Below are 16,511 nucleotides of genomic sequence, written 5' to 3' on the forward strand. Positions count from 1 at the left end.
ATGAAAACACTCTGCCTCATTGCCCTGCTCGGCCTGCACCTGGGCGCCGGCGCCGCCGACCTGGCCAACGGCCAGCGCCTGTTCAACGTGCGCTGCGCCTCCTGCCACGCCGTGGGTCCGTCGGCCAGCAACGGCTTTGGCCCGCAGCTCAATGGCCTGTTCGGGCGGCGCGCCGGCAGCGGCACCGGCTACAGCTATTCGCCCGCCATGAAGCGCTCCAGCATCGTCTGGAACGACAAGACCCTGGCCGCCTTCCTCGACGACCCGGACGACCTGGTCCCCGGCACCAAGATGCGCTTCTGGGGCATGAGCAACCAGAAGCAGGTGGGCGACCTGCTGGCCTGGCTGCGCAGCCAGCAGCCGGCGCCGCAGCGCTGAAACCTGCCGCTGCCTGCGCGCGGCCGCCCCCCTGCTTCTCAGTCCGGACCCGCCCGTGCGATGCGGTACAGCACATGCTGCGACAACGGATGTTCGGGCGGCAGCGCCGGATGGACAAAGTCGTCGGCGGGATCGCGGCGCATGCCAAGGCGCTCCATCACGGCGCGCGAGCGCAGGTTCGCGGGCACGGTGAACGAGACGATTTCCGCCAGTCCCAGCGTGTCGAAGCCATGCGCCATGCAGGCGCGCGCGCCTTCGGCCGCGTAGCCCTGCCCCCAATAATCCTTCCCCAGGCACCAGCCCAGCTCGAAGCATGGCGCGAACGGCCGGTCGAAGTCCTGGTATTTCAGTCCCACGAAGCCCAGCAGCGCGCCGGTCTCGGCCAGCGTCGCGGCAAAGTAGCAGGTGCCGTGGCGTTCGTACTGGGCGTTCTGGGCAGCGGCGAGCGCGGTGGTCTTCTCACGCGTCCAGGGGCCGGGCAGGAAGGCGTGGACCGCAGGGTCGGCGGTGACCCGCACAAAGGCGTCGATATCGTCCTCGCGCCAGGTGCGCAAGGCGAGCCGGGAGGTACGCAGGATGTCCACTGTTGTCCTTGTATGGGGGGATGGCCGGGATCGTAAGCCTGAGCCCGGGACCAGGCCAAGCGCGTGGCGCGCTGCACGAATCCGCACCCACGAATGCTGGAAACTGCGTTTACTTGCCGATTCATGCAAGAGCCGTTAGTATCGAGGCAAATTCCTGGAGCAATAATGCAACTACCCGAAGAACGGCGCCGGCTGATCCTCGACGCCGTCGAGCGCGAGGGCAAGGTCCTGGCCGCCGAGCTGGCCACCCGCCTGGGCGCCTCGGAAGACACGGTGCGGCGCGACCTGCGCGACCTCGACAACGCCGGCCTGCTGCGCCGCGTGCACGGTGGCGCCCTGCGCCGCAGCGCGGGCGAAGCGCCGCTGCAGCAGCGCGCCGAACGCGACGGGCCGCGCAAGGCGGCCCTCGGCCTGGCCCTGCGCAGCCTGGTCCAGCCGACCGACACCGTGCTGATCGACGCCGGCTCGACCAACCTGGCGCTCGCCAACCAGCTCGATGACGGCTGCGCCGCGGCCATCGTCACCAACAGCCCGCAGGTGGCGCTGGCCTTGCGCGGGTTCCAGCGCACGCGCATCGTGCTGATCGGCGGCGTGTACTCGCCCGCCTGCGGCGCCGCCCTCGGCGCCCAGGCCGTGGCCGAGGTCGGGCGCATCCATGCCGATCTGTGCATCGTCGGCGTGTGCGCGGTCCATGCGCAGAAAGGCCTGTACGCCGCAGATCCGGAAGAAGCCCTGTTCAAGCGCGCGATGCTGGCGGCATCCGGGCGCCGCGCCGCCGCCGTGCTCAACGAACGCCTGCTCGACACCGCGCCGTTTGCCGTCGCCGCGCTCGCCGAACTCGGTCACCTGGTGCTCGAGGCGGATGCGCCGCCCGAGGTGCTGGCACGCCTGCGCGAGGCCGCCGATGGTCCCGATATCCTCCTCGCCAACAAGGTTGCATGATGCCTGAAACCAGCCAGTCACCGGAAGTCGTGCGCCGCGCGCGCCGCGCCATCTCCACCATCTTCCTGCTGAACGGCGCCGGGATCGGCGCCTGGGCGGTGCACGTGCCCACGGTGCAGGCGCGCGCCGGATTCGACACCGCCACCCTCGGCCTGCTGCTGCTGACCATTGCCGCCGGCGCGATGACGGCGATGCCGCTGTGCGGTGCACTCATCGCGCGCCATGGCAGCCGGCGCCCGACGCTGGGTTCGGCGCTGCTGTTCCCGATGATGCTGGCGGCCCTGGTCGGCGCCTCGTCGCCGGCCTTTTTATTCGTCTTCGCTTTCCTGTTCGGCGCCGCCAACGGCACGCTCGACGTTGCCATGAACGCGAATGCGACCGAAGTCGAAAAGGCGCGCGGCGTGCCGACCATGTCGTCGTTCCACGGCTTTTTCAGCCTGGGCGGCCTGTTCGGTGCGGCCCTCGGCGGCCTGATGCTGAAGTTCGGCCTCGGCGACGGCGACGGCGTGCGCATGCTGGCGGCGGCGATGCTGGTTGTGGTGATGCTGACGGTGAGCGCGACGCTGCACGTGGCGCCGGTGCCGGGCGAGCACGGCCCCGGCCTGGGCCTGCCGCGCGGCCCGGCACTGTATCTCGGCCTGCTGGCCCTGCTGTGCATGGCGGTGGAAGGCGCGCTGGTCGACTGGAGCGCGCTGGTGCTCAGGGAACGGACCGGCGCCTCGGCGGCCGGGGCGGCGCTGGGCTTTTCGCTGTTCTCGATCGCGATGGCGGCCTGCCGCTTCGCCGGCGACGGCCTGGTGCTGCGCTTTGGCGCGCGCGGCGTGATGGTGGCGGGCGGGCTGGCGATGGCGGCCGGCGTGCTGCTGGCGGTCGGCACCGACCATTACGTGGCCGCGGCGCTGGGCTTCGGGCTGGTCGGGCTGGGGGCGGCGAACGTGGTACCGGTGATCTTTACGGCGGCGGCGCGTACGCCGGGCATGGCGCCGGGCGTCGGGCTGGCGACGGCGGCCACGGTTGGATACAGCGGGCTGCTGCTGGGGCCGCCGGTGATCGGGTGGATCGCCGCGCATGCGGGGCTGGCGGTGGGGGTCGGGTCGCTGGCGCTGGCGGGGGTGGTGATTGCGGCGAGTGCGAATATCGTGCGGGGTGCGGGGGCGAATCCGGTGGGGGCGCAAGCGGATGGCGGGGTGGTGCAGGATTAGTGCGATGCCGGTTGGCAGACCTTGGCGGCGGGTTCATCGTTTCGACCGGCAGCTGTTCCATACCGCGTGGGCTCGAGAGCCCACCCTACCCGCCTGCAGGCGTTCCGTGCCGGTGGGTTCTTGAACCCACCATGCCCCATCGCATTCCAAGCAGGTTCGTAGGGTGGACTCCCGAGTCCACGCTGTCTCACCGCCTGCATCTACGCAAGCGCCAACGAAGACCGCTACGCCTCCCCTTCCCCCGCCAGGTTCGCCCGCACCCGCTGTAGCAATGCATACAGCTGCTCGCGCTCCGCCTCGCTGATTCCATCCAGCGCCACGCCCGACAGCGCCGCGCCAACGTGGTGCAGCTGCCCGTGCAGCGCCGCCCCCGTCTCGCTCAGGTGCAGCCGCGTGCTGCGCCGGTCCGCCTCGTCCGCGCTGGCGTCGAGCAGCCCGCGCTCGCGCAAGCCCTTGATCAGGCGCGTCAGTTGCGCCTTGTCGCGCCCCGAGTGCGCCACCAGGTCGCTCAGCGTGGCGCCCGGCTGGCGCGCGAAGAAACGCAGCACCTTGCTTTCCATGTGCGTCAGTTCGTGCTCGCCGCCGGCGAAGGCGCGGAACTGCTGCGTTCGGTACAGATGCATGATCGAATGGATGGCATCGAATACGTCGCCCACCGTCCCCGACGGTTTTTGGTTGACTTTATCAACTGGTTTTCGCATAATGGGTGACATTATCAACTAATTGGAAGAATCATGGAACAGCCATCCCGCAAGACCGTCCAGCGTGTGCGCCATGAGCTGCGCATGCGCGAGGTCAGCGTCGCGCGCATCGAAACGGTCGGCGAACATTTCGCCAGCATCACCTTCCAGGGCGAGGCCCTGGCCGATTTCGTCTCGCTCTCCTTCGACGACCACGTGAAGTTCATGTTCGACGACGGCGCCGGCACCCAGGTGCGGCGCGACTATACGCCGCGCCGCTTCAACGCGCAATCGCGCGAACTGACCATCGAGTTCGCCCTGCACGGCGACGGCGCGGCCTCGAACTGGGCGCGCAATGCTAAGCCCGGCGACCGGGCTATCATCGGCGGCCCGCGCGGCTCGATGATCGTGCCGCCCGACTTCGACTGGCACCTGCTGGCCGGCGACAGCACCGCCTTGCCGGCCATGCGCCGCCGCCTGGAAGAGCTGCCGGCCCACGTGCGCGCCACGGTAGTCGCGCTTGCCGGCGCGGGCGACCGGCTGCCGTTCACCAGCGCCGCGCAGGCCGAGGTGCACTGGGTCGACAGCGAGGATGCCCTGATCGAACGCGTGCGTGGGTTCACGCCACCGGCAGGCGAAGGTTTCGCCTGGGGCGCCGGCGAAGCGGCCACCATGCGCCGCCTGCGCGCGCTGCTGGCCGAGGAAAAAGGCATCGCCAAGGAAGCGATGCGCGTCTCGGCCTACTGGAAACAGGGCGTGGCCGACCACCACGAGAACCTCGAGTAAGCGTTTGTCCCGACGGGCGTTGCCGCTCAGCGCTTGCGGCCGTGCAGGGCCTGGCGCGAGCGCTTGCGTTCCTCGGCCTTCTGGTAGCGCCGTACCGCGTCTTCGCCTTCCGGCACCAGCTTCGGCACCGCCTGCGGCTTGCGGTGCTCGTCCACCGCCACCATCGTGAAGTAGCAGCTGTTCGCATGGCGCACGGTGCGCTGCTGGATGTTTTCCGTCACCACGCGAATGCCGACTTCCATCGAGCTGGTGCCGGTGTAGTTCACCGAGGCCAGGAAGGTCACCAGTTCGCCCACGTGGATCGGTTCCAGGAACATCACCTGGTCCACCGACAGGGTCACCACATAGGAACCCGAATAGCGGCTGGCACAGGCATAGGCCACGCTGTCGAGGAATTTCAGGATGGTGCCGCCGTGGACGTTGCCGGAAAAGTTCGCCATGTCCGGCGTCATCAGGACCGTCATGGTCAGTTCGTGGATCGGGCGTCCGTGTTGGTCGTTCATGGTGTAGGCCTGCGAGACTGGGGGTCAAAAAAACATTGTAGCGGGATTTTCCCTGGCGCAACCGTCTCAGGCCGGTGTAAACGCCACCTCGCCCTCGACCGCCAGCCGGCCCTCGCATACCAGCGCAAAGGCGGCGGTTCCGGGCGCATGCAGCATCTGCACCTTCGCCCCCAGCGGCACGGTCGAGCGGAAGCGCACGTCGACCGCGCGTACACGCCCGCCCTGCGCTTCCAGGCAGGCCAGCGCCTTGGCCACCGAATGCATGCCGTGGATGATGGGCCCGCGCAGGCCGAACAGCCGCGCCGCCGGACGCGCCAGGTGGATAGGATTCCAGTCGCCCGACACGCGCGCATAGGCGCGCCCGGCGTCGTGCCGCACGTCCCAGCCGGCGAACAGCGGCAGCGCCGGCGCCGGATCGGGCGCGCTGCGCGCACCGCCGCGCCGACCGGCCAGCGCCAGGTACTTGCTGGTGCAGCCGAACACCGCTGTCGGACCATCCCAGGCCGTGGTCTCGAGCACGCAAAAGCGCGCGCCGGATGCCGTGGGCGGGTCGATCCGAAGCTGCGTGGCCAGCCGCAGCGGCGTGCCCGGCGCCACCCGCGCATGCTCGGCGATGGCGTTCTCGACATGGACCATGCCCGGCAGCCGGAACGGAAAGGCCGGCGCCAGCATGCTGGCCAGGTGGGCGCGCTGCACCAGCAGGTAGTGCGCGCTTACCGGCTGCGCATCCGGTGCAAAGCCGAGAGCGGCGTTGTAGCGCGCCAGCGCCTGCGGACCCGGGGCGGTGCAGGCGAACACGGTTGGCGGCAGCTGCGGCGGGTCGTTGGTGCGGGCGCCGCGCTTGAACAACGCACGCAACAGCAGGCCCGCACCGGCGGGCGGCAGCGGCGCACCTGGTGTCTGCGGTGGCGGATTCTGGAACAAGGCGGCACTCCTGCGGGGCGGAACCGAATTATACGAGGCCAAAGCGGCCATTCCGGCAATGTTGACGCTTTCAAAACGGCGCCTGCAACAAATACCGGGAATTGACCGATAATAGTGGTTTTGCGGGCCAGCCGGGCAGCACTGAGCGCCCACCCGCCGTTTCTGGAGACTGTATGACCAAAGAAGGCCAATCGACGCTGTCGATCGAAAAATGCTTGATTCCCCTGCCGCCGGCGGAGCGTTCGGCGCTGCTGCAAAACCCGGGCTTCGGCCGCGCGTTCAGCGACCACATGGTCACGATCCGCTACACCGAAGGCAAAGGCTGGCATGACGGCAAGGTCGTGGCGCGCGCCAACCTGCCGCTCGACCCGTCGACCATGGTCCTGCACTATGCGCAGGAAATCTTCGAAGGCCTGAAGGCCTACCGCCTGCCGCAAGGCGGCGCCGCCCTGTTCCGCCCGGACGCCAACGCGCGCCGCTTCGCCAACTCGGCCCGCCGCCTGGCCATGGAACCGCTGCCGGACGAGCTGTTCCTGGAGTCGGTGCACGCCCTTGTCAGCGAAGACCGCGACTGGATCCCGGAAGCCGAAGGCTCGGCCCTGTACCTGCGTCCGTTCATGATCGCCACCGAAGCGGCCCTGGGCGTGAAGCCGGCCAACGAATACCTGTACTGCGTGATCGCCTCGCCGGTCGGCGCCTACTTCAAGGGCGGCGCCGCGGGCGTGACCCTGTGGGTCTCGGAAAACTACATCCGCGCCGCGCCCGGCGGCACCGGTGACGCCAAGTGCGGCGGCAACTACGCCGCCAGCCTGGCCGCGCAGGCCGAGGCGATCCGCCAGGGCTGCGACCAGGTCGTCTTCCTCGACGCCGTCGAGCGCAAGTACGTGGAAGAGCTGGGCGGCATGAACGTGTTCTTCGTGTTCGAAGACGGTTCGATCCAGACCCCGCCGCTGACCGGCACCATCCTGCCGGGCATCACCCGCGACTCGCTGATCACGCTGGCGCGCGACATGGGCATCACCGTGCGCGAAGAAGCCTACTCGATCGACCAGTGGCGCGCGGACGCCGCCAGCGGCCGCCTGACCGAAGCCTTTGCCTGCGGCACCGCGGCAGTGGTGACCCCGATCGGCAAGGTCAAGGGCAGCAGTTTCGAGGCGACCATCGGCAACGGCGGCGCCGGCGAGGTGACCACCAAACTGAAGGCCGCCCTGCTCGACATCCAGAACGGCCGCGCCGAAGACAAGCACGGCTGGCTGCAGCGCGTGTTCTAAGCCAGGTTACTCCCCGGCTCCCCGCGCGGCCTGCCTGGCCGCGCGTCTCGTCGCAGCGGCGTCCTGCCGCTGCAACACTCCTCCCTGGTGATCGTGTCAAGATTGCAAATAAGCAATTGCATCTTTACAATACTTGAGCACGGAAATGCGCGAGCCCGCGCAGTGCCGCGACGACAACAACGACAAATCACCGTGAAAACCATCGCACTCGCACTTGCACTCTCCCTGGCTGCGCTGAACGCGGCACAGGCCCAGACCACCACCGAACCGGCACTGGCACCGGCAGCCCCCGTTGTCCAGTACGAACCCGTCGGCGCCAGGCCGCTGCGCTTCGTGCTCGGCGCCGGCCTCACCCACGGCGGCGACAAGCTGGCCACCGTGTATTACGAGGACGGCTTCGACATCAACATCCGCGGCGGCGGCACGGTCGCCCTGCTGGCCGGCCTCGACTACCGCATCAGCCCCGAATTCTCGGTCCAGGGCACGGTCGGCTACCACGTCGACAACGCCAGCGCCCGCAACGGCGACACGCGCTTCCAGCGCATTCCCGTCGAGCTGCTCGGCTACTACCACGTGAACGACAAGGTGCGCGTCGGCGGCGGCCTGCGCTGGGTGACCGGCACCGAATTCCGCAGCAGCGGCGCCAGCGACATCGGCGACTACGAATTCAAGGACAGCACGGGTGCCGTGGTCGAACTCGAATACCTGTTCACGCCGCAAATCGGCGTCAAGCTGCGCTACGTGAACGACGAGTTCAAGGAAAAAACCTACGGCGGCAAGGTCAAGGGCGACCACGCCGGCATCTTCGCCAACTTCTATTTTTAAAGTAGCGAGGCGGCCGGCACTCTCGCCACCTTTCGCTATCATCCAAGCATGTTGAAACTCAGCCTCGACGCCCTGCTCACCGTCGACACCATCGCCCGGCGCGGCTCCTTTGCGGCCGCCGCCAAGGAGCTGTTCCGCGTCCCGTCGACGATTTCCTACACCGTCGCCAAGCTCGAGGAAGACCTGGGCGTGCAGCTGTTCGAGCGCTTCGGCCCGCGCGTGGCGCTCACCGAGGCCGGCGAGGAACTGCTGAAGGAAGGCCGCTACCTGCTCAAGGCGGCGGGCGACCTGGAGCGGCGCGTGCGGCGCGTGGCATCGGGCTGGGAAACCGAATTCACGATCGCCATCGACTCGATGCTCGACCCGTGCGCGCTGATGCCCGACGTCCAGGCCTTCTACGAAGTGGCCGACCAGACCCGCCTGCGCCTGCTGAAGGAAGCCCTGTCCGGCACCTGGGAAGCCCTGCTCGACCGCCGTGCCGACCTGCTGGTGGGCGCGGCCGGCAGCGGACCTTCGGGCGGCGGCTACAGCGCGATGCCGCTGGCCACCGTGTCGTTTGCCTTCGTGGTGGCGCCCGGGCATCCATTGGCCGGCATCGACCGGACGCTGTCGAAGGCCGATCTTGCTGCCTGCCGCGCGGTGTCGGTATCGGATTCGGCGCGCCAGCTGCAGGCGCGCACGGTCGGCCTGCTGTTCGGCCAGGACACCCTGGCCGTGCCCGACATGCAGACCAAGTACGACTACCAGCGCGCCGGCCTCGGCTTCGGCTTCCTGCCCGAACCCTGGGTGCGCGAGGACGTGGCCGAGGGCCGCCTGGTAATCAAGACGGTGGACGAACCGAAGCCGGACGAAACCCTGCACCTGGCCTGGCGCACCGGCGAGGAAGGCGCGGCGCTGGCCTGGTGGAAGGCGCGCATGCGCGACGGCGCCACCGTGACGGCCATGCTGCAACGCGGGCCGCGTTGAGCGCACGATAAAGAAGCGCCGAACGTTTCGCGGCGCGCCGGGTCCAATCGCATGAGCTAACGATCCTGCGAGGACGCCATGACCACCAGCACGAGCACTGTCTCCGGCAACACCGTCACCACCCGCGACGGCACCGCCATCTACTACAAGGACTGGGGCCAGGGAACGCCCGTGGTCTTTTCCCACGGCTGGCCGCTGCAGGGCGACGCCTGGGAAGACCAGATGCTGTTCCTGGCCGAGCGCGGCTATCGGGTCATCGCCCACGACCGCCGCGGCCACGGCTTCTCAGGCAAGCCCTGGGAAGGGAACCACATGGACACCTATGCCGACGACCTGGCCACCCTGCTCGATGCGCTCGACCTGCGCGGCGCGGTGCTGGTCGGCCACTCCACCGGCGGCGGCGAAGTCACGCGCTACATCGGCCGCCACGGCACGGCGCGCGTGGCCAAGGCAGTCTTGATCAGCGCGGTGCCGCCGCAGATGCTGCGCACCGACAGCAACCCCGAGGGCTTGCCGATGGAGGTGTTCGACGCCATCCGCGCCGGCGTGCTCGCCGACCGCTCGCAATACTTCAAGGACCTGGCCTTGCCGTTCTACGGCTACAACCGGCCGGGCGCGACGCCCTCGCAGGGCGTGATCGACACCTTCTGGCTGCAGGGCATGCAATGCAGCATCCGCAGCGCCCACGCCTGCATCGCCCAGTTCTCGGAAACCGACTTCACGGCCGACCTGGCGAAGATGACGATCCCGACCCTGCTGCTGCACGGCGACGACGACCAGATCGTGCCGATCGTCGCCAGCGCCCGGCGCTCGGTGGAACTGCTGCCGCAGGCGCGGCTGGTCGTCTACGAAGGCGCGCCGCACGGCATTCCGACCACGCACAAGGAGCGCATCAACGCCGATTTGCTCGACTTCCTGCGCTCCTGACCGCGGACGATGAAAACCGCGCCAGCCACGATTGCCGGTGCCGGCGCGCCGTAGGGTGGGTTCTCGAACCCACCATTGTCACTCTCAGCGCGGCAAATCGAACAGCAGCACTTCGGCGTTGTCGGCCCCATTCAGGGTGATGGCCGCTTCATCGTCCACCCGTACCGCATCGCCCGCCTTCAAAGCGATCCCGTTCACGGTCAGCGCGCCTTGGGCGACGTGCAGGTAACCGATGCGCCCAGCCTGCAGCGGGAAGCTGACCTCATCCGCGCCGGTCAGGATGCCGGCATACAGCGCCGCGTCCTGGCGGATCGTGACCGAGCCCTCGCGGCCATCGCTGGACGCCACCAGGCGCAGGCGGCCCAGCTTCGATGCGCGGTCGAAGTGCTTTTCTTCGTAGCCGGCCGGAGCGCCGACCTGGTTCGGCTGGATCCAGATCTGCAGGAAATGCACCGGATCGGTCTTCGAGCCATTGAACTCGCTGTGCACCACGCCCTTGCCCGCGCTCATGCGCTGCACGTCGCCATAGCGCAGCACCGAACCGTTGCCCATGCTGTCCTTGTGCTCCAGCGCGCCGTCGAGCACATAGGAGATGATTTCCATGTCGCGGTGGCCGTGGGCATCGAAGCCGCGGCCGGCCTGCACCCGGTCTTCGTTGATCACGCGCAGCGGGCCGACACCCATGTGGGCCGGGTCGTGGTAGTGGCCGAACGAGAAGGTGTGCTTCGAGTCCAGCCAACCCAGGTTGGCGATGCCGCGATCTTCGCTTTTACGTACTTTCAACATGATGCGCTCCTGTTCTTGTGGGCCGTTCGAAGGGTTCGAACATCTGCGCCGGGGTCTGCTTTGCTTCACCGTGTGCGCTGTGGCCGCGTTGTCGATGGAGTCATTATGCGATACCGGAGCGGGAACAAAAAGCGAGTAGTTTGCCGTCCTATCGTCGAAATTTTCGAACGCCGGCAGGAAGCCTTATTCCTCGTCCGTCGACCGCGCCGCCATCGGCTCGCCGATCGCATAGAAATGGCCGCCCGCCACATGGTGGATGCTGCGCCATTCGGGACCGGCGCTCTCGAATTCCCAATGCCCGTTGCGGAAGACGCGGTCGTCGGCCCAGGCGGCCGTCACCTCGCCGATGAACAAGTCGTAGACCTGCTGGTTGTGCGGCTCCGGCAGCAGTCGGCATTCGAGCCAGGCCGAGCAGCCGGAAACATAGGGCATGCCGCTGGCGCCAAGGCGCATCAGCTCGACGCCGATGGCATCCAGCTTGCCGGGCTCGCTCGCGCGGCTGCGTGTGCCGACCTCGTGCGTCAGCTGGAGCAGTTGCGCCGTCGGCACCTGGATCACGAAGCTGCCGCTGGCCTCGATCAGTTCGCGCGTCAGGGTACTCTTGTCGAGCACGACGGTCAGCTTCGGCGGCGCGAAGTCGAGGGCGCAGGCCCAGGCCGCGGCCATGACGTTGTCGATGCCGGCATTGTGGGCCGAGACCAGCACGGTCGGCCCGTGGGTCAGCAGGCGGTAGGCTTTGTCGAGCGGGACAGGCAGGATATGTTCATTCATTGTCGATTCCATGTTCGGTTCAGGGATGCAATTGCGGGTGGGCGGCGAACAGCGCCTCGATCCAGGCGCCGAAGACGCGCAGCTTGGGTGCCGCCATCTGCCCCTTAGCATAGACCAGCGAGACCGGCATCGCCGCACACGGGTAGTCGGGCAGCAGCGCCACCAGCACGCCGCTGTCCAGGTGCGGCGCGACCTGGTAGCTGGCCGCCTGGATCATGCCCAGGCCCTGCAGGCCGGCACAGAAATAGGCATCGGCATCGTTGACCGAAACCGGGCCGGCGAAATTGAAGCGGCGCACCGCGCCATCGACCTCGAAGTCCCAGTCGAAGGCCCGGCCGGTGCGGCCTGAAAAATGCACCACCGCCTGATGCTCGCCGAGGTCGTCCAGGGACGTGGGCGTGCCGTGGCGCGCCAGGTAGCTTGGCGCCGCGCAGGTGACGAAGCGCATGCTGCCGACGCGGCGCCCGACCAGGGCTGAATCGTCGAGTTCTCCCACGCGCAGCGCGCAGTCGATGCCGTCGCGGTTCAGGTCGGCCAGGCGGTCGCTCAGGCCAACCACCAGCTCCACGTCCGGGTAGGTGGCATGGAACTCGCCCAGGCGCGGCATGACCACGTTGCGGCCGAGGGCGCCGGGCAGTTCGACGCGCAGGCGGCCCTGGGGTCGCGCACCGTCCGCGCGAAACGGCGCTTCCGCCGCATCGAGCGCGGCCAGGATCTCCCGGCAGCGTTCGTAGTAGTCGGCGCCATCGGTGGTGAGCGACAGGCTGCGCGTGGTGCGTTGCAGGAGCTTGCGGCCCAGGTAAGCCTCGAGGTTCTGCATGGTCGCCGTCAGCGAGGCGCGCGGCAGGTCCAGGCTCTCGGCAGCGCGCGAAAAACTCCTGGCTTCGACGATGCGGACAAAGGTCTGCATGGCTTTGATGCGGTCCAAATCACCTCTCCCCAGCATGGCGCTGATTGTTCAGATAAGATGAATTGTAAGGGAGGCTGGGCAGCTGATTATCTTTCGTCCCAGACTTTCTAGAATGGACACGTCGCATGTCCATCCCACAGGAGAATCATGAACCACTCCACGACCCACGGCGCCGACATCGCGCCCGGCATGGTGCGCCTGCTGGCGCTTGCCGCCGGCCTGATCGTCGCCAACCTGTATTACTCGCAAACCCTGGTCGGCCCGATCGCCGCCAGCACCGGCTTATCGCTCGACGCCGCCGGCCTGATCGTCACGCTGACCCAGATCGGCTACGCGCTCGGCCTGTTCTTCATTGTGCCGCTCGGCGACCTGCTGGAAAACCGCCAGCTGGTTTTCGTCCTGCTCCTCGGCACCGCCGCCGCCCTGGCCTGCGCGGCCCTGAGCAGCAACGCCTGGCTGTTCCTTGGCAGCTCGCTTGCCATTGGGCTCGGTTCGGTGGCGGCCCAGGTGCTGGTGCCCTTTGCCGCCCACCTGTCACGCGAGGAGACGCGCGGGCACACGGTCGGCAAGGTGGTCAGCGGCCTGCTGCTGGGGATCATGCTGGCGCGCCCCGCCGCCAACCTGGTGGCCGACCATGGCGGCTGGCACACCGTGTTCGGCGCCGCCGCCATCATCGTGATGGTGCTGGCCTTTGTGCTGCGCACCCGCCTGCCCGAGCGCCAGCCCGCGCACAGCATGTCCTACGGCCGCCTGATCGCCTCGCTGGGCAGCCTATTCGCCAGCACCCCGGTGCTGCGCCGCCGCGCCGCCTACCACGCTGCCATGTTCGCCTGCTTCAGCCTGTTCTGGACCGTCACCCCGATGCTGCTTGCCGGGCCGGCATTCCACCTGTCGCAGACCGGCATCGCCATCTTCGCCCTGGTGGGCGTCTCGGGCGCCGTCGCTTCGCCGATCGCCGGCAAGCTGGCCGACCGCGGCCACACCCTGCCCGCCACCGCGGTGGCCATGCTGCTGGCGATCACCGGCTTCGCCCTGCCGCTGCTCGCCCCGGATTCACGCAACATCGCCCTGGCCTTGCTGGTGATCGCCTCGATCGTCATCGACATGGGCGTGGCCGCCAACATGGTGCTGGGCCAGCGCGCGATCTTCTCGCTGCCGGCGGAAGTGCGCAGCCGCCTGAACGGCCTGTACTTCTCGCTGTTCTTCGTCGGCGGCGCGGTGGGTTCGGCGGCCGGCGGCTGGGTGTTCTCGCAATACGGCTGGCATGCCGCGCTGTTGCTCGGCATGGCTTTCCCGGCGGCTGCCCTGCTCTACTGGGCCAGTGAGCTGATGGCCAGAACCAGGACCATGCGCGAGACTGTGTAAGCCGGGTCGCGCTCTGGCGAAGCGCGCCAGTTCGGTTTCGCTGAAGCCCGCTCCCCGGCGGGCTTCGAAATTAAGCCGCCGGCTCAACACAGGCACCCTGTAGCTCCGCGAACCCGTAGGGTGGACTCCTGAGTCCACGCGGTACGACCCGTGCACATCGAAATGAGTAACGTAGTCTCTTAAGGCATAGCCGCGCTGACGTCCGCAAGTGCTACCACGTATAAATTCACAACCGCTTATCCCCATTAAGTCCATGGACATAATGATGATCCTTTTTGGGACTGGAGCATTCGGACAGCACAGGGCCAGGTACCGACCAGCATGCGCCTCATTTTAGGTTTGGATCGCCTGACAAAACCGCCTGCTTGCGGTGATAGCAACAAGTCCGTAGACTGAGCCATTCCGATTGTCTGCTATCGGCCAGGAGCAGACGTTCTAGGCGCAGAAAGGCATCATAAATGAACGCCGATTGTTGCTTTTGCCTGAGCCCAAATGGTCCTTAAACAATAGTAGGCAAGCGTAGTGCATATCGCGCCCTTCTAAAGCACTGCAAAACAGCCCTCTTAGCGCCGGCCGGGACAACAAGGAAAAGAACATGGCTTACGACTTTGACCAACTGTTCGTCGACTCCAAGCAGCTTTCGAACTAGGTGGCCACCGACCTTAAGGAAGCTCGTTTGTATGGAAACACTGGTCAGAGTGAACGGATGCATCCGGCCAAGAGCGGACGGTCATGCTGATAGATTCGGTAGAGAGGAGAAACAATCGTAATGGTCGAATATCGCACTCAGCCAGTCGAGCCTGCCGTGCTTCTCGAAGAGCTATCTTCTTTCTGCCAAGTCGCAGCAGCTAAAGGTACAGGGTCGGCGATTCTCATGTTTGGCTGGGATAGCAATTTAGGGATTGACGAAATGTGGCAAGACATTCCTCTACCGCTAGCGAACATCGTTGATTATGTGCGAGCTGCAGAGCAGGCGGGGACGATCACTGTCGGGAAGTCGGACATTTTTGTGAAGGCTGATGGGTTGGAAATCACCCTGTGTCACGAAGGTGATCTCCACATCGAAGCCGAGGACGCCGCAGCACAGTTGTTCCTCAAGCGTTGGGAAAGCAAAGGCTTCATGCCATATGAGGTTTTAGCCCGTACCCGACCATAAACAGCGTATTGCCTCGAAGTCTGCTTTGGGTCGACAACTGCCGTACACTGAACGGCCGAGATCGGCCAATAGCGGACGTAGTCGTCAGTGCAAAGATTGGATTGGCTTGAATGGAAGATGGAATAACGCAGTCAACAGGTGGGTCAAGAAAGGGCGTCTTGAAGCTGAGCTTGATCGTTATGATCGGATTATGCGCCGCTGTTTACGCGGCGAAGTTGATTCCGAGCGAAAAAGAAAGCTGCAATCGGTCATGTGCTGCAGATGGCAAGCGAGGAAGTCTCGCATACGTATATTCGAAGGAGCAGACTGCTGGGATGCGCGGTCGCGGCCCTACAGAATGTCGTTGCGAACCCTAGGGCGGTCCAGCTTGATCGTCTGCTTGGGGTCGATAGCGGACGTACACGAACTTATTTCGGCAATGAAGGTGACTGCCTTTTTCAGACGGACTGATGCCATGGTCCAAGCACTTGTCTCCGAACATCCTTGGCCGCTTGAAGCAATCATCTCACTGGTAAACCCGTATTGCCTCGAGACGGCCGGCCGCGTATGAACAACTGCGTGCTCACGACCAAAAAAACGTGGGAATCCTCAATGCGCGAACATGCGCTGCGACAGTGGCATGACTTGTTGCCGTCAGTTTCACGAACGGATGCAAAGCCGCAGCCAGACCAGTGCAAATCCACCAGTCACCCGAAACGCGCCAACTCCGCTTCGCTAAAGCCCGCCCGCCGCCGGGCCTCGATGTTGAACGGTCCCTTCAACACCGGCGCCTTGTAGCGCAGCGTCAATTCGTCGTAGGTCGCCATCGGCTCCAGGCCTCGCTGCACGCACAGGTGGAAGAACCAGCGGTTGCCGATCTCCACATGCCCCTCTTCCTCGACCAGCAGGATGTCGAGGATGGCGGCAGCCGCCATGTCGCCGGCCTGGGCCAGCTTCGCGCGCAGCGGCGGGATCGCATCGAGGCCGCGTGCCTCCAACGTGCGCGGGACCAGGGCCATGCGCGCCACCACGTCGCCGCTCGTTTTCTCGACCATCTCCCACAGGCTGTTATGGGCCGGGAAGTCGCCGTAGGCATGGCCCAGCGTCGTCAGGTGCTTTGAGAGCATGTCGAAGTGCGTGGCCTCTTCCTTCGCCACACGCAGCCAGTCGGTGTAGTAAGCGTCCGGCAAGCTGGGGAAGCGCCACAGCGCGTCGAGCGCCAGGTTGATGGCGTTGAACTCGATGTGCGCCAGCGCGTGCACCAGCATCGCCCGGCCTTCGTTGGTCGCCATCGAGCGGCGGCCCACCTGGAGCGGCGGCACCAGGTCGGGTTTCAGCGGTCGGCCCGGGATGCCGGCGGGGGCCGTCAGCGCAACATCGGCATCGACCGACCAGTCACCGTTGCGGTGATGCGCGGCGAGTTCCAGCACCATGCGCACCTTGGCCGCCGGATCGCATTCCAGCAGGCAGGTCAACGCGCGCGTGCGCAGCTCGATAAGGGGCGACTTCATACACTTTCTCTATATGTTTAGAACGAGCCGCGCAGTTTACCGCAT

18 protein-coding genes are annotated in these 16,511 nt (G+C 66.5%); 10 read left to right on the plus strand and 8 right to left on the minus strand.

Features of this window, described 5'->3' with window-relative positions:
* Positions 1 to 378 (plus strand): c-type cytochrome, encoded by a 378-nt coding sequence (locus tag ACWYRN_RS22760; RefSeq protein WP_488690054.1) that lies wholly within the window; start codon positions 1 to 3, stop codon positions 376 to 378.
* Positions 379 to 416: 38 nt separating this feature from the next.
* Here ACWYRN_RS22760 and ACWYRN_RS22765 read toward each other — a convergent pair whose 3' ends face one another.
* Positions 417 to 962 carry a GNAT family N-acetyltransferase gene (locus ACWYRN_RS22765; protein ID WP_488690056.1) on the minus strand — a complete coding sequence of 182 codons (546 nt, stop codon included), beginning with the start codon at positions 960 to 962 and terminating at the stop codon, positions 417 to 419.
* A gap of 165 nt (positions 963 to 1,127) precedes the next feature.
* On the opposite strand from ACWYRN_RS22765, the gene ACWYRN_RS22770 reads away from it, so the two are divergent.
* The gene (locus tag ACWYRN_RS22770; RefSeq protein ID WP_488690058.1) at positions 1,128 to 1,904 is read left to right on the plus strand and encodes a DeoR/GlpR family DNA-binding transcription regulator; all 777 of its coding nucleotides are present in this window, start codon (positions 1,128 to 1,130) and stop codon (positions 1,902 to 1,904) included.
* Complete coding sequence (locus ACWYRN_RS22775; RefSeq protein ID WP_488690060.1) at positions 1,901 to 3,106, plus strand: MFS transporter; 1,206 nt, start codon at positions 1,901 to 1,903, stop codon at positions 3,104 to 3,106. The genes ACWYRN_RS22770 and ACWYRN_RS22775 overlap by 4 nt, the downstream gene beginning before the upstream one ends.
* Before the next feature lie 224 nt (positions 3,107 to 3,330).
* Here ACWYRN_RS22775 and ACWYRN_RS22780 read toward each other — a convergent pair whose 3' ends face one another.
* Positions 3,331 to 3,729 (minus strand): MarR family winged helix-turn-helix transcriptional regulator, encoded by a 399-nt coding sequence (locus ACWYRN_RS22780; protein WP_488690062.1) that lies wholly within the window; start codon positions 3,727 to 3,729, stop codon positions 3,331 to 3,333.
* 111 nt (positions 3,730 to 3,840) lie between these two features.
* On the opposite strand from ACWYRN_RS22780, the gene ACWYRN_RS22785 reads away from it, so the two are divergent.
* On the plus strand, positions 3,841 to 4,572 hold the full coding sequence (locus tag ACWYRN_RS22785) for a siderophore-interacting protein (RefSeq protein ID WP_488690064.1): 732 nt from the start codon (positions 3,841 to 3,843) through the stop codon (positions 4,570 to 4,572).
* A gap of 26 nt (positions 4,573 to 4,598) precedes the next feature.
* Here ACWYRN_RS22785 and ACWYRN_RS22790 read toward each other — a convergent pair whose 3' ends face one another.
* Together ACWYRN_RS22790 and ACWYRN_RS22795 are read right to left on the minus strand one after the other, a co-directional pair.
* Positions 4,599 to 5,075, minus strand: a complete 477-nt coding sequence (locus ACWYRN_RS22790; RefSeq protein WP_229435846.1) for an acyl-CoA thioesterase — start codon at positions 5,073 to 5,075, stop codon at positions 4,599 to 4,601.
* A 66-nt stretch (positions 5,076 to 5,141) separates the two neighbouring features.
* The gene (locus ACWYRN_RS22795) at positions 5,142 to 5,999 is read right to left on the minus strand and encodes a MaoC/PaaZ C-terminal domain-containing protein (protein WP_488690066.1); all 858 of its coding nucleotides are present in this window, start codon (positions 5,997 to 5,999) and stop codon (positions 5,142 to 5,144) included.
* A 173-nt stretch (positions 6,000 to 6,172) separates the two neighbouring features.
* On the opposite strand from ACWYRN_RS22795, the gene ACWYRN_RS22800 reads away from it, so the two are divergent.
* The 4 genes from ACWYRN_RS22800 (at position 6,173) to ACWYRN_RS22815 (ending at position 9,988) form a co-directional block, all read left to right on the plus strand.
* Positions 6,173 to 7,270: a branched-chain amino acid aminotransferase gene (locus ACWYRN_RS22800; RefSeq protein ID WP_229435848.1), complete on the plus strand. Its 1,098-nt coding sequence runs from the start codon at positions 6,173 to 6,175 to the stop codon at positions 7,268 to 7,270.
* A 192-nt stretch (positions 7,271 to 7,462) separates the two neighbouring features.
* On the plus strand, positions 7,463 to 8,095 hold the full coding sequence (locus ACWYRN_RS22805; RefSeq protein WP_488690067.1) for an outer membrane beta-barrel protein: 633 nt from the start codon (positions 7,463 to 7,465) through the stop codon (positions 8,093 to 8,095).
* Between the two features lie 48 nt (positions 8,096 to 8,143).
* Complete coding sequence (locus tag ACWYRN_RS22810; RefSeq protein WP_488690068.1) at positions 8,144 to 9,061, plus strand: LysR substrate-binding domain-containing protein; 918 nt, start codon at positions 8,144 to 8,146, stop codon at positions 9,059 to 9,061.
* Between the two features lie 78 nt (positions 9,062 to 9,139).
* Entirely contained in the window at positions 9,140 to 9,988 is an 849-nt protein-coding gene (locus tag ACWYRN_RS22815) for an alpha/beta fold hydrolase (RefSeq protein WP_488690070.1), read from the plus strand.
* An 84-nt stretch (positions 9,989 to 10,072) separates the two neighbouring features.
* Here the strand turns inward: ACWYRN_RS22815 and ACWYRN_RS22820 are convergent, their stop codons facing one another.
* From ACWYRN_RS22820 to ACWYRN_RS22830, 3 genes are all read right to left on the minus strand, one after another.
* On the minus strand, positions 10,073 to 10,774 hold the full coding sequence (locus ACWYRN_RS22820; RefSeq protein WP_488690072.1) for a pirin family protein: 702 nt from the start codon (positions 10,772 to 10,774) through the stop codon (positions 10,073 to 10,075).
* A gap of 183 nt (positions 10,775 to 10,957) precedes the next feature.
* A complete protein-coding gene (locus tag ACWYRN_RS22825) occupies positions 10,958 to 11,545 on the minus strand; it encodes a flavin reductase family protein (protein WP_488690074.1) in 588 nt (195 codons plus the stop codon).
* A gap of 19 nt (positions 11,546 to 11,564) precedes the next feature.
* A complete protein-coding gene (locus ACWYRN_RS22830; RefSeq protein ID WP_488690076.1) occupies positions 11,565 to 12,473 on the minus strand; it encodes a LysR family transcriptional regulator in 909 nt (302 codons plus the stop codon).
* Between the two features lie 129 nt (positions 12,474 to 12,602).
* Here ACWYRN_RS22830 and ACWYRN_RS22835 point away from each other — a divergent pair, with 129 nt between their 5' ends.
* Both ACWYRN_RS22835 and ACWYRN_RS22840 read left to right on the plus strand, forming a co-directional pair.
* A complete protein-coding gene (locus ACWYRN_RS22835; protein ID WP_488690078.1) occupies positions 12,603 to 13,820 on the plus strand; it encodes an MFS transporter in 1,218 nt (405 codons plus the stop codon).
* Positions 13,821 to 14,589: 769 nt separating this feature from the next.
* Positions 14,590 to 14,976: a hypothetical protein gene (locus ACWYRN_RS22840; RefSeq protein ID WP_488690080.1), complete on the plus strand. Its 387-nt coding sequence runs from the start codon at positions 14,590 to 14,592 to the stop codon at positions 14,974 to 14,976.
* 686 nt (positions 14,977 to 15,662) lie between these two features.
* Here the strand turns inward: ACWYRN_RS22840 and ACWYRN_RS22845 are convergent.
* Complete coding sequence (locus ACWYRN_RS22845) at positions 15,663 to 16,466, minus strand: ferritin-like domain-containing protein (RefSeq protein ID WP_488690082.1); 804 nt, start codon at positions 16,464 to 16,466, stop codon at positions 15,663 to 15,665.
* Between the last annotated feature and the right edge of the window lie 45 nt (positions 16,467 to 16,511).

This window comes from Massilia sp. BAP21 (genome assembly GCF_057801335.1).